Source organism: Bacillus sp. JK106 (assembly GCF_053663355.1).
The window spans coordinates 1,018,308-1,031,780 of sequence record NZ_JBSJQC010000001.1; the positions used below are offsets into that span (position 1 = coordinate 1,018,308).

The 13,473-nt window shown below is 46.5% G+C and carries 9 protein-coding genes and 1 tRNA gene; 8 read left to right on the forward strand and 2 right to left on the reverse strand.

Translation table 11 applies throughout. From position 1 onward, the window contains the following. Nucleotides 1–7: 7 nt before the first annotated feature. A complete protein-coding gene (locus ACWJJS_RS05290) occupies nt 8–745 on the reverse strand; it encodes a protein-glutamine gamma-glutamyltransferase (protein ID WP_043867366.1) in 738 nt (245 codons plus the stop codon). Between the two features lie 141 nt (nt 746–886). Here ACWJJS_RS05290 and tlpB (ACWJJS_RS05295) point away from each other — a divergent pair, with 141 nt between their 5' ends. From tlpB (ACWJJS_RS05295) to ACWJJS_RS05315, 5 genes are all read left to right on the forward strand, one after another. After that, complete coding sequence (gene tlpB / locus ACWJJS_RS05295; RefSeq protein ID WP_454023377.1) at nt 887–2,872, forward strand: methyl-accepting chemotaxis protein TlpB; 1,986 nt, start codon at nt 887–889, stop codon at nt 2,870–2,872. Nucleotides 2,873–3,056: 184 nt separating this feature from the next. Then, nucleotides 3,057–5,045 (forward strand): methyl-accepting chemotaxis protein TlpB, encoded by a 1,989-nt coding sequence (gene tlpB / locus ACWJJS_RS05300; RefSeq protein WP_173612853.1) that lies wholly within the window; start codon nt 3,057–3,059, stop codon nt 5,043–5,045. 127 nt (nt 5,046–5,172) lie between these two features. Then, nucleotides 5,173–7,158: a methyl-accepting chemotaxis protein TlpB gene (tlpB, locus tag ACWJJS_RS05305; protein WP_094247551.1), complete on the forward strand. Its 1,986-nt coding sequence runs from the start codon at nt 5,173–5,175 to the stop codon at nt 7,156–7,158. A 115-nt stretch (nt 7,159–7,273) separates the two neighbouring features. Beyond that, nucleotides 7,274–9,280, forward strand: coding sequence for a methyl-accepting chemotaxis protein TlpB (gene tlpB, locus ACWJJS_RS05310; protein WP_182069434.1), 2,007 nt, complete (start codon nt 7,274–7,276; stop codon nt 9,278–9,280). Between the two features lie 65 nt (nt 9,281–9,345). Then, nucleotides 9,346–9,870 (forward strand): type 1 glutamine amidotransferase domain-containing protein, encoded by a 525-nt coding sequence (locus ACWJJS_RS05315; RefSeq protein WP_003152143.1) that lies wholly within the window; start codon nt 9,346–9,348, stop codon nt 9,868–9,870. Between the two features lie 31 nt (nt 9,871–9,901). Here ACWJJS_RS05315 and ACWJJS_RS05320 read toward each other — a convergent pair whose 3' ends face one another. Next, nucleotides 9,902–10,888, reverse strand: coding sequence for a Gfo/Idh/MocA family protein (locus ACWJJS_RS05320; RefSeq protein ID WP_063637073.1), 987 nt, complete (start codon nt 10,886–10,888; stop codon nt 9,902–9,904). Nucleotides 10,889–11,067: 179 nt separating this feature from the next. On the opposite strand from ACWJJS_RS05320, the gene ACWJJS_RS05325 reads away from it, so the two are divergent. From ACWJJS_RS05325 to ACWJJS_RS05335, 3 genes are all read left to right on the forward strand, one after another. Beyond that, a complete protein-coding gene (locus ACWJJS_RS05325) occupies nt 11,068–12,228 on the forward strand; it encodes an AI-2E family transporter (RefSeq protein ID WP_014305691.1) in 1,161 nt (386 codons plus the stop codon). A gap of 91 nt (nt 12,229–12,319) precedes the next feature. Beyond that, on the forward strand, nt 12,320–13,150 hold the full coding sequence (locus ACWJJS_RS05330) for an undecaprenyl-diphosphate phosphatase (protein WP_044801954.1): 831 nt from the start codon (nt 12,320–12,322) through the stop codon (nt 13,148–13,150). Between the two features lie 128 nt (nt 13,151–13,278). Then, a tRNA-Ala gene (locus ACWJJS_RS05335) sits at nt 13,279–13,351 on the forward strand. Nucleotides 13,352–13,473 lie beyond the last annotated feature (122 nt).

Below are 13,473 nucleotides of genomic sequence, written 5' to 3' on the forward strand. Positions count from 1 at the left end.
GATTGTTTTAATGCATGATCTGATAAAGCGCGGGTGCATCAAGCCTTGTTGCCTGGTTAAGCAGATAAGCCGGCTGCACGGCATTTTTTTTTCTTAAAGAATTCAATCTCTGGATGATTTGTTCAGCGGTCAGAATCCCGAGACCGTGGGCGAAATATTGATCATTCCCCATCACAATGACATTTTCTCCCCGCCACTGGGCCTTTGCAGGGTTAAAATCAGGATTTTTAAAATATAAACAATCTCCCCGTAAAAAGTGGCTGCCGGTTTCCGTGTAGATCGGCAGATGCTCATAGTGCCAGTCATACAAAGTGATATCCCGGAAACGCCGGTTAAACCGTTCTTCACCGATTGTCTTTAAGACGGCCAGATAATAAATCACAACAATGGCGGTAGCGCATTCAAATGCGTAAAACGCCCCGTTTTCAATAATGTCCCGAATCGCTTTTGAAGCGGGAATCCTGTACTTCAGCTCCAGGGCTCCTTCCGGCGTCAGTCTCCAATAAGCCGTATTTCCGTATGTTTTGGCGAAAGTTGCAAATTTCACACCTGATCCGTGCAGTTCTCTTGCGGCTTCCACAATATGGCGGCGCAGCCGCACCTCGAACATCAGTTCAGCAATCGACCCGTAATCGAATTGTACGGGAGAATTGAGCAGGTCATTTATATACGGAACAAGGCTTTCTTCCGTCTGCCAGTTCGCGATGTCCTGAGGCCGAAGCACTTGGCCGGATATGATAATCATCTGCGCGCCCCCTATCTTTTTTTATAAGATATGCAGGAAGCTTGGGCAATGAAAATCAAGTCATAAAAAAGGAGGAAATGTTAACAAAATGTGAAGACTGAGCCGATATATAAGGTATCACACTTGAGGGAGCAGCTTAATATGAAAAAATTCATTAATTGGTGCACAAAGGCATCGATTTCACGTAAATTAATCATTTCATTTATCGTGATCTTAATCATACCGATTCTCGTGTTAGAATTCAGTTCATACCATACGGCGAGCAATTCGCTGGATGATCAGATTTCAGGCAACGCGAAAAATAACATCGAATCTTTTAACACAACCATTACAAATGATATCGGCGCAAAAGCAAAGGCGATTGAATTTTTCAGTGAAACGTTAAAAGGGTCATCCTTCTCAAAGAAAAACATGTCTGCTCTTGAAGAAAAGTTCGGGCAATACACGTCTATTCATAAGGACGTAGCCCGCATTTACGGAGGTACGGAAGACGGCAGCTACGCACAGGCGCCGAAGGAGAATACTCCGGCCGATTACGATCCGAGAACACGCACTTGGTATAAAGACGCTGTGAAGGCCGGCGGCACGCTCGTTGTCACCGACCCTTACACCGCGGCAAGCGACGGCAGCATGGTCGTTACCGTGGCAAAGCAGATGCAGGACGGAACAGGCGTAGTGGCCATGGATATTACGATTGACCAGCTGCTGAAGCAGATGCAGGGAATCAAAATCGGGCAAAAAGGATTCGTGTTTATCACGTCCAAAAATAAAACCTATGTCGCGCATAAAGACCACAAACCGGGCGATAAAGTTTCAACCCCGTGGCTGAATGAGGTATACAGCAAAGACAGCGGCATTATTTCATACCAGCTCGATGATCAAAATAAAAAAATGGCGTTTACGACAAATAAACTGACCGGATGGAAAATAGAGGGGAGCATGGAGCTCAACGAAATTAAAGACGCCTCACAACCGGTGCTGACGATGGGGATGATTGTCCTTGCAGCATCCATTATCATCGGGGGAATTTTAATTCTGTTGATTGTCAGATCCATTACGTCACCGCTGAAACGGCTTGTCCGCTCTTCTAAACAAATCAGCGGCGGAGACTTGACTGAAACCATTGATATCCGCTCGAAAGATGAATTGGGCGAACTCGGCGCGAGCTTTAATGAAATGGGAGAATCTCTGCGCGGATTGATCAGCGCGATCCAAAACTCTGTCGACAACGTGGCCGCGTCATCGGAAGAGCTGACCGCTTCAGCTTCGCAGACAAGCAAAGCGACGGAACATATTACAATGGCGATTGAGCAGTTTTCAAACGGAAACGAAGAGCAAAGCGAAAAAGTCGATTCAAGCTCATCCAAGCTGAATCATATAAACGACGGACTCGCCGCCGTTTCCCGCACATCATCATCCATTACGGAAGCATCTAAACAATCGAAGGAAGCTGCCGGCACCGGGGAAGAATATGTGCAGCAAACCGTCGGGCAGATGAATCTCATCAATCAATCGGTCCAGCAGGCGGAAGCGGTTGTAAAAGGCCTTGAGGCCAAATCAAAAGACATCGCTCATATTTTAAGAGTCATCAACGGCATTGCCGATCAGACAAACCTGCTTGCGTTAAATGCAGCCATTGAAGCGGCAAGAGCCGGTGAATACGGGCGGGGCTTCTCAGTAGTAGCCGAAGAAGTGAGAAAGCTTGCCGTCCAATCCGCCGGTTCTGCCAAAGAGATTGAAAAACTCATTCAGGAAATCACGGCTGAGATCAATACATCGCTTCACATGTTTACATCCGTCAATGAAGAAGTTCAATCAGGACTTGCCGTGACGGACCGCACGAAAGAAAGCTTCCAGAATATCTTCGGCATGACGAACGATATCGCCGAGAAGCTTCAATCGATGAACGGCACGGTTGAACAGCTGTCAGACAGCTCTCAGCACGTTTCAGCTGCAGTGACGGATATTGCGGACGTATCACGGGAAAGCGCAGCAAGCATTCAGGATATTGCCGCATCCGCAGAAGAACAGCTTGCATCAATGGAAGAAATCAGCACATCCGCCGATACGTTGGCGCAAATGGCCGAAGAACTGCGGGAATTAACGAAACAATTTAAAATCAACTAGTAAAAAAGGACGCTTTCCAGGTGGAAGGCGTCCTTTTTTATAGTGACAGCCGGATAATTAAATAAAAAGTCTTACATACAAAGGGAGTACATAGAACTATTTTTCATTTATGACTTAATTTTCAATGTAATAAAAAGGGAGTCGGCCGATATAAACAGTAAATGATTGAAAGAGGTTTACAAAATTGAAAAAAACAGCAAAAAAAATCGCCAGAAAATCAATAGCCAAAAAACTTATTATTTCATTTTTACTGATCTTAATTATTCCGGTAGCAGTATTGGCTGCCGGCGCCTACCGTTCGGCGGCTTCATCCGTTGAAAAGCAAATGATGGAAAGCGCCGAAGGAAATGTGCAAATCTTAAACAATATGATTGATGACCGGATCGGAATGTTTACAAAAAGCTCAGCATATTTCAGCGAATGGGCGACAAGCGCTAAATTTAAAGAAAAAAACCAAACGGAAATGCAAGAAAGGTTCAAACAGTTTATTGAAAGCAATGATAAAGCGTCCGCCATATTTTCTAGCAGCAAGGAAGGAACGTTTACCCGTTATCCGCATGCCGATATGCCGGCCGATTTCAATCCGCTTGAAAGAAGCTGGTATCAGGAAGCCATGGAGAATAAAGGCCAAACCATCATCACGGACCCTTATGAGTCCATCTCAAACAAAAAGATGGTCGTCACCATGGCCCGCGCGGCGCAAGACGGATCAGGCGTCGTCGCCATTGATATAAAAATCGACGATCTCATCACGATGACAAAAGAAGTGAACATCGGAAAAGAAGGATACGCCTTTATCCTCAGCAAAAATAAAAAAGCCGTTGCTTACAGTGATGAAAAAGCCGGCGCGGCGGTATCGGGAAAATGGGTTGATACATTATACAGCGGGCAAAAAGGCGACTATGAATATACGCTGAACGGGAAAGCGAAAAAAATGGCGTACGTGACCAATGAAGCGACGGGCTGGAAGATCAGCGGAACCATGTCCGTGGATGAAATCAAAGATGCGGCAAGACCGGTTCTGACTCTGGCCGTTATCATATTGGCGATAGCCATCGCCGCAGGGATGATTTTCATTTATTTTGTCATCCGCTCAATTACCAAACCGTTAAAACGTCTCGTAGCTTCAGCGGAAAAAATCAGCAGCGGGGATCTGACGGAAACCATTGATGTCGGCTCTCAAGATGAGCTCGGCGTGCTCGGTAAAAGTTTTAATCATATGACAGATTCACTCCGTTCGCTTATTCAGGGAATTCAGGACTCTGTTGAACATGTCGCTTCTTCCTCAGAGGAGCTGACGGCTTCGGCTGAGCAGACGAGCAAAGCAACGGAACATATCACCCTTGCGATTGAACAGTTTTCTAATGGAACGGAAGACCAAAGTGAGAGTATTGATAAAGCGACAGCACAAGTGAATGAGATGAAAGACGGGCTCAGCGATCTGGCGGAAGCGGCAGCCGTGGTGACGGAAACGTCAATTGAATCGGCGGAGATATCCGGCGCCGGTGAGCGGCTTGTCAAGAAAACAGCCGGCCAGATGGGCGCCATTGACCAATCCGTAAGTAAAGCGGAGCAAGTCGTACAAGGGCTTGAACTCAAATCGCAGGACATCACCAGCATTTTGCGCGTCATTAACGGCATTGCCGATCAAACGAATCTGCTTGCTTTAAATGCAGCCATTGAAGCGGCAAGAGCGGGAGAATACGGACGCGGTTTTTCAGTTGTTGCCGAAGAAGTGAGAAAGCTTGCCGTCCAATCCGCAGATTCAGCGAAAGAAATCGAATCCTTAATTCATGAAATCGTCAAAGAAATTCATACTTCGCTCGGAATGCTGGAATCCGTCAATCACGAGGTGAAAAGCGGACTTCAGTTAACGGACGAAACGGAAAAAAGCTTCCGGGACATTTCCGCTAAAACAAATCAGATTGCCGGTGAACTGCAAAATATGAATGCAACCGTGGAACAGCTTTCTGCCGGATCTCAGGAAGTATCAAACGCTTCAGAGGATATCGCGGCAGTCTCCAGACAAAGCGCGGCCGGCATTCAGGACATCGCGGCTTCAGCTGAAGAGCAGCTTGCGTCCATGGAGGAGATCAGTTCCTCAGCCGTCACGCTGGAAAAAATGGCGGAAGAATTACGCGAACTGACAAAGCGTTTTAAGATAAACTCTTAATTAAGTCTAAAAGACTAATTTTGTAATAGGTAAAAAGTATGTTTCGTTATATTTCTTCTTTTTGGATGTGTATATTTACCCATAATTGCCGATATGAAGGGTAAACACGCAAGAGGAGATATAGCAGATGAAAAAAATTGTGCAAATCATCAAGCAGAGATCGCTTACAAGAAAACTGCTCATTTCTTTTTTGGCCATTCTCATTCTTCCTATTTCAACGCTGGCTTTTATCGCCTATCAATCGGCGGTAAGTACGCTTGACAGGCAGATGATGGGAAGCGCACTAGATAATGTGCAGCAGATTAACGATATGATCAACACAAGCATCAGCCAAAAGGAAGACGGAACGGCATATTTCAGCGACTGGCTCACAAAGGATCGGTACAAGCCGAAAAACCAATCGCAAATTACCGATAAATTCACAGAGTACATGAAGATTAATAAAGACGTGGAATCCATCTATACGAGTGACACGGAAGGACATTTCACACGGTATCCGGATCTGCAGATGCCTAAAGGATATAATCCGCTTGAAAGAGACTGGTATAAAAAGGCCGTGGAAAATAAGGGGAAAGTTGTTGTAACAGATCCTTACCGCACGGCTTCCACCAATACGATGGTCGTGACGGTCGTTCAGCAGACGAAAGACGGCTCAGGGGTCGTCGCCATCAATATGAAAATCGATGAGCTTCTGAAAACGACAAAGAAAGTGAACATCGGAAAATCCGGCTACGCTTTTATCCTGACGAAAGACAAAAAAGTGGTCGCCCACCCGAACCGTGCGTCAGGCACAGTACTAAACGGGGAGTGGGCTGAACAGCTGTTCACCAGCAAAAAAGGTGATTTTCAATACAAATACGACGGCCAGGAAAAGAAAATGGCTTATGATACGAACGGGCTGACAGGCTGGAAGATTACCGGAACGATGTATCTGGACGAAATTCATGAAGCGGCTTTGCCGATCCTTCATCTGTCCCTGCTCGTTCTCGTATTAGCGATTGTCATCGGAACCATCGTCATGGTGCTGATTATTCGTTCAATCACAAAACCGCTCAAGCAGCTTGTGACATCATCGAAACAGATCAGTGAAGGCGATTTAACAGAAACGATCGAGATTCAGTCAAAAGATGAATTAGGCGAGCTTGGCAAAAGCTTTAACAATATGGCCGCTTCACTCAGGTCTCTCATCCATGCCATCCAGGATTCCGTGAATAACGTCGCATCTTCCTCAGAGGAGCTGACGGCTTCAGCGGAGCAGACAAGCAAGGCAACGGAACATATCACACTGGCGATCGAACAATTTTCTAACGGAAATGAAAGCCAAAGTGAAAATATCGAAAGCGCGGCGGAACATATTTATCAAATGAACAGCGGGCTTAAAGATATGGCGAAAGCATCTGCCGTCATTACCGAATCCTCCGTCACATCAGCGGAAGTCGCCAATTCAGGCGGAAAGCTCGTCCACCAGACGGTCGGCCAAATGAACGTCATTGACCGGTCAGTGAAAGAAGCTGAACAAGTGGTGCGCGGACTTGAGACAAAATCAAAAGACATTACAAACATTCTCGGTGTCATTAACGGAATCGCTGATCAGACAAACCTTCTTGCGCTGAATGCGGCAATTGAAGCCGCGCGTGCGGGTGAATACGGCCGGGGCTTCTCAGTCGTCGCCGAAGAGGTCAGAAAACTTGCGGTCCAGTCTGCCGATTCAGCGAAAGAAATCGAAAGCTTAATTATAGAAATCGTCAACGAAATCAATACATCTCTCGGCATGTTCCAATCGGTCAATAAAGAGGTGGAGAGCGGACTGGATATTACGAATCAGACCGAAACGAGCTTCAAACGGATTTCTGAAATGACGAACCAGATCGCCGGAGAAATTCAAAATATGAATGCGACGGTAGAACAGCTGACAGCAGGATCACAGCAGATTTCAGGAGCTTCTGAGCAAATCGCGTCCATCGCAAAAGAAAGCTCCGCCAGCATTCAGGATATCGCGGCCTCTGCCGAAGAACAGCTGGCTTCAATGGAAGAAATCAGTTCGTCTTCGGAAACGTTATCCCAGATGGCGGAAGAATTACGTGATATGACGAAACGATTTAAAATAGATTAATAGGTCATAGAACACCCAAATGTGCTGTTTGGGTGTTTTTTTTAGTTTTTTTAATAAATCTTTTGTCCTATCTGACGATATTAGATTTAGCTTTTCAAAGAAGGAGACTGAAAAAATGAAACAACTGATACATTGGATCAAACAGCCATCCATCAGCAAGCCGCTGATCGCGGCATTTTTAGCCGTATTGGTGCTTCCGGTCGGCATACTCGCCTACTTCAGCTACCAAACGGCGGGGAGTACATTAGAAAGAGAACTGACCCACAGCGCCCAGGGAAATGTCAGCGAACTGAACAGCGTGCTGGAAAACATGCTCGAAGGCAAGCTGAAAGCGATTGACTACTACAGCGAATCAATCACAAAGGAAAAACTGAACACGAAAAATAAATCGGTACTGCTCGACAATATGAAGCAGTATGTCACCGTAAATGGCGATGTCGCGTCAATTTACGCCGCGTCTCGCGACAAAGCGTTTGTGAAATATCCGTCCGCTGACATGCCGTCCGATTATAATCCGCTCACGCGCGAGTGGTATACAAAGGCGGTTGAAAAAAGCGGACAGCCGGTGTTTACCGAGCCTTATAAAGACGCTGCAACCGGACAGACGGTCGTTACGATTGCCCAGCAGACAAAAGACGGATCAGGCGTTGTGGCGCTTGATATTAATCTGGGCGACCTGCTGAACGCTTCCGAACGCGTCCAGATCGGTCATAAAGGATTTGCCTTCATTACAACGGGGGATAAAAAATACATCGCCCATCCGACTATAAAAGCGGGAACGGAAGGCTCCGGAGAGTGGACGAAAGAGGTATTTTCCAAATCAAGCGGATCGTTTGAATACATGTTTGAAGGACAGCAGAAGAAAATGGCCTTCACGACAAACAAACTGACGGGCTGGAAAATCGCCGGCACATTTTTTGTCAGTGAGATCCATGACGCAGCCTCGCCTGTCATGAAAATGGCGCTGATCATCCTGGCGGTTTCTCTTATCGTCGGCGGTATTTTAATCTTTTTTATCATTCGCTCGATTGCAAAACCGCTCAAAAAACTTGTCTCGACATCAGCTAAAATCAGTGACGGCGATTTAACGGAAGTCATTGACATCAAGTCAAAAAATGAATTCGGGCAGCTCAGCCAAAGCTTCAATGAGATGTCGGCATCACTCCGGTCTGTCATCGGTGTCATCCAATCATCCGTCGAACATGTCGCTTCTTCATCCGAAGAGCTGACGGCATCCGCCGGACAGACAAGCAAGGCGACAGAGCATATTACTCTGGCGATTGAACAATTCTCAAACGGAAACGAATCACAAAGCGAGAAATTGGAAGAAAGTGCTGATCATCTTTCCAAAATGAATGCCGGCATTGCCGAGACGGCGAATGTATCGGCAGAAATCACTGAATCCGCCATCCAAACCTCTGAAACGGCCGGAAGCGGAGAAGAATTAGTGGCGAAAACGGTCGGCCAGATGAAAACAATTGATCGTTCCGTACAGCAGGCGGAAGCAGTCGTAAAAGGACTGGAAACGAAGTCGCACGACATTAAGAGCATTCTGAACGTCATTAACGGCATTGCCGATCAAACAAATCTGCTTGCCTTAAACGCGGCCATTGAAGCGGCCAGAGCAGGCGAATACGGGCGGGGCTTCTCCGTCGTTGCGGAAGAAGTGAGAAAGCTTGCCGTACAATCCGCCGGCTCCGCGAAGGAAATCGAAACGCTGATTCAGGAAATCGTCAAAGAAATCGCCACATCGCTTTCCGTATTCCAAGCGGTGAATCAAGATGTGAAGGAAGGCCTCGATATTACGGATCAAACGGCCGAAAGCTTCAAAAAAATCTCAGAAATGACGACTCAGATTTCAGGCGCCTTGCAGCATATGAACGGAACGCTTGAGCAGCTTGCAGCCGGGTCGCAAAATGTGACAAACGCAGTGGAGGACATTACCTCAGTCGCCAAAGAAGGGTCCGCCGGCATTCAAGACATCGCCGCCTCAGCTGAAGAGCAGCTGGCCTCCATGGAAGAAATCAGTTCATCCGCCGAAACGCTTGCGCATATGGCTGAAGAACTGCAGCAGGTCACACGGAAATTTACGATTCAGTCTGAAGACGAAGAACAGCTGTAACGAGCTGTTTCTTTTCCTCATCTGAAAAAAGCGATACACTAATATAAAAGAAGGGAGTGGCAGTGATGAGATTAGAAGGCAAAAAAGTCATAGCGCTTGTCAGTGACGATTTTGAAGACTTAGAGCTTTGGTATCCCGTCTACCGGCTGAGAGAGGAAGGCGCGATCGTTCATTTAATAGGAGAAGAAGCGGGCCGTTCATACAAAGGAAAATACGGCGTGCCCGCGACGGCGGATTACGATTTTAAGAGCCTGATTATTCAGGAGTATGATGCCGTGCTCGTGCCTGGCGGCTGGGCTCCTGACAAACTGCGAAGATATCCCGAAGTTTTGGACATCATCCGTACGATGAACGAGCAGAAAAAGCCGATCGGCCAGATCTGCCATGCGGGCTGGGTGCTTATATCTGCCGGAATTCTTGCAGGAAAAAAAGTAACGAGCACGCCCGGCATCAAAGACGACATGACAAATGCAGGGGCACAGTGGCTGGATGAAGCTGTCGTAACTGACGGCCACATTGTATCAAGCCGCCGCCCGCCCGACCTTCCGCAGTATGCAAAAGCGTTTGCTGACCTGTTAGCGTCCAAATAAAAAACATCCGCCCGAATCCGGGCGGATGTTTTTAGTTTTGATCGGCGGGAAAGACGATTCCGATTTGTTTTCTCGCTTCTTCCATAATGCTCGCCGTAATGAAAGAACGTTCAAATGTATTTTCGGAAGACTCCCGCTGTCCGTTTCGAAGAAGATTGATGAATTCAGCCGTTTCGTAGTACATCGAAGGTTTCAGATCAGGGACTGAAATGTCTTCCGTCCGGCCGTCACGATAGCGGATTTCCGCCCGTTCCGGTCCGTGAATGCTGTCCAGAACGATCGTGCCGTCTTCACCCTGAATTTCCGCCGGGGCAAACGAATTTGAGATTTTCGAATGCATCAGCACCGCTTCAAATCCGTCGTATGACAGAATGACCGTGCCTTCGCCGTCAACGCCGGATGCTAGTTTATGACCGGTCGCAATGACGTTTTTCGGTTTGCCGAACAGGACGACGGCCGGATAAATGCAGTACACGCCGATGTCCATTAACGAACCGTTCGATAATTCAGGCTTAAACGCGTTAAGCACCGTACCGTTTTTATATGCATCATATCGTGATGAATATTGGCAGTAGCTTGCCGTGAATCTCCTGACGGGTCCGATTTTATGTAAGTGGTGTTGAAGCATGCTGAAGTTCGGCAGGAACGTCGTTTTCATGGCTTCCATCAAGAGAACGCCGTTCGTTTTGGCTGCGTGAATCATTTCATCCGTTTCCCTTGCGTTAGACGCAAACGGTTTTTCGCACAGTACATGCTTGCCGTGTTCCATAAAAAGGACCGCCTGCTCTTTGTGAAATGCATTCGGGCTGGCGAGATACACCGCGTCATAGGCTTTGCTTTCCGCCATTTCTTTCAGGCTGGTGAAATAATGAGCAGCGCCGTGTTTGCCGGCGAATTCCGCCGCACGTTCCTCAGTTCTGGAATAAACCGCCGTTAATTGAAAATCATCAATAGCAGAAGCCGCTTCCAGAAATCGTTCTGTAATCCAATTCGTTCCGACTGTTGCAAATCGAATCATTGCTATCGCTCCTTCTATGTATTGGCTTACATTATAGCTTTTTTTCTGGGAAACATAAATGGAAAAAAGGCTGCCAGCTAAAGGGGTAGGAAAAATTCCCATAGAGACCGGTTATTATTTTTCATTACAGGAACGATAGTGTACAATTTAAGTAAAATACATATGATGGAGGAACAATAGTGGAAACATTGCAAACATGGGGCGGCAGATTTAAACAGTTTTTCTTAGACAATAAATTTGTCTTGTTTTTGCTTGTATTGCTGCTCATCGGTCTCAATATCCTTGTCTTTATGAAGACATCATTTATTTTCACACCCATTATCGTCCTGCTCAAAACGATTGCGCTCCCCGTCATTTTGACAGGAATTGTTTATTATCTGCTTAATCCGATCGTAGATATATTGGAAAAAATAAGAGTGAAAAGAGTCTATTCCATCCTGCTCCTTTACCTCATTATTATAGGGCTGATTTCGATTACGGTCGTTTCAATTATTCCGTTTTTAAAGGAACAGATCATGAGCCTGATCGACAACCTGCCGAAATATGTGGACATCGTTGAAGATCAGACGAAAAGCCTGATCGGAAGCGATTTTGTAAATCAGGCGCAAAAGACGATGAATATCAACATTTCCGATCTTGCCAATAAAGTATCGGCGCAGGCGGCGACAATTGCAAACAGCACATTTACCGGAGTCGGGAATTTTATCGGCGCGCTGACTGAAGTGATCATTTCAATTGTGACCGTGCCGTTTATTCTGTTCTATTTGCTGAAAGACGGCAAAAAACTGCCGATCTATATCTTAAAGTTTGTGCCCACCCGTCTGAAAGAACAAACGTATACGATGCTTAGTGAAATGAACCACAGATTAAGCTCCTATATCAGAGGACAGGTCATCGTCAGCTTCTGCATCGGGTTTTTATTATTTATCGGCTATCTGATTATCGGACTTGATTATGCTTCCCTGCTTGCGGTCATTGCCGCTTGTACGAGCGTTGTTCCGTATTTAGGGCCGACCATTGCCATCACGCCGGCGATTATTATCGCGTTGGTCACTTCGCCTCTTATGCTGCTGAAACTTGCGATTGTCTGGACCGTTGTCCAGCTCGTGGAAGGTAAATTAATTTCGCCGCAGATCATGGGGAAAAATCTTCACATTCACCCGATTACCATCATCTTTGTTCTTTTAACCGCCGGAAAGCTGTTCGGGGTTGTCGGCATTATTTTAGCCATCCCGGGGTATGCGGTCATCAAAGTGGTCACGACCCATCTGTTTGATTGGTTCAAAATGCGCTCGCATTTATATGAAGAAGAAAAAAATGATGCTGTATCGAAGTCATAAAATCGGAACGGACATGATATTTATTATAAGACAGGCTTTCCTTCAGAGGAGAGCTTCTCTTTTGTAAATGATGAATGAAGGGAAGAATGGGATGACACTATGGGAGATGTTCACAGCAGCCGTTTTGGGAATCGTGGAAGGGCTGACGGAATACGCGCCGGTTTCTTCCACGGGACATATGATCATAGCGGATGACATTTGGCTGAAATCCGGAAGCCTGATGAATCCGGAAGCCGCCAATTCCTTCAAAGTGGTGATTCAGCTCGGTTCGATTCTGGCGGTGGCCATTGTGTTTAAGGATCGGATATTACATTTACTCGGCCTCAAAAAAAACGTCACGCGCGATCAGCAGAAGGGATACAGGCTGACCATCGCGCAAATCGCCGTCGGTCTTGTTCCGGCGGCGGTGCTCGGCTTTTTATTTGAGGATTTCATTGACCGCTATTTATTCTCCGTCAGAACGGTCGCTTACGGATTAATTGCCGGAGCCGTGCTTATGCTTATAGCGGACTGGATCAATAAAAGGAAAGAAACGATCGATACGGTGGACAGAATCACCTACAAACAGGCTTTCTGTGTCGGATTATTCCAGTGTCTCGCCTTATGGCCCGGATTTTCCCGCTCAGGCTCAACGATTGCCGGAGGTGTCATTGTCGGCTTGAATCACCGGGCAGCCGCAGACTTCACATTTATTATGGCCATTCCGATTATGGCGGGCGCAAGCCTTCTGAAGCTGGTGAAATACTGGGGCAGTCTTTCTTATGACATGATTCCGTTTTTTCTTGTCGGCTTTATCTGCGCCTTTGTCGTCGCCCTCTTAGTCGTCAAGTTTTTTCTTCGGCTCATTAACCGGATTAAGCTTGTCCCGTTCGCCATTTACCGTGTCATCCTCGGCATCATTTTAATCATGCTCGTGCGATAAACGAAGAGGCCCCCAGGAGGGTCTTCTTTTTATGTTCGAAAAACGTCTCAGGAAAATATGAGCAAACTGAATTTTCTGCTTGAAATTCATAGAAGACTCGTCTATAATAAAACATGACGTTACAGCACGGGGCCATAGCTCAGCTGGGAGAGCGCTACGCTGGCAGCGTAGAGGTCAGGGGTTCGAGCCCCCTTGGCTCCATACCTTTAAACCCTTATTCTATAAGGGTTTTTTTATTTGTCAGGAACAGACCAATAGCCCAAAAAAGCAATTGGGGACAATTTGGGGACGAAAAATTTATTTTGAGGAAGTTTAGTTGCTTT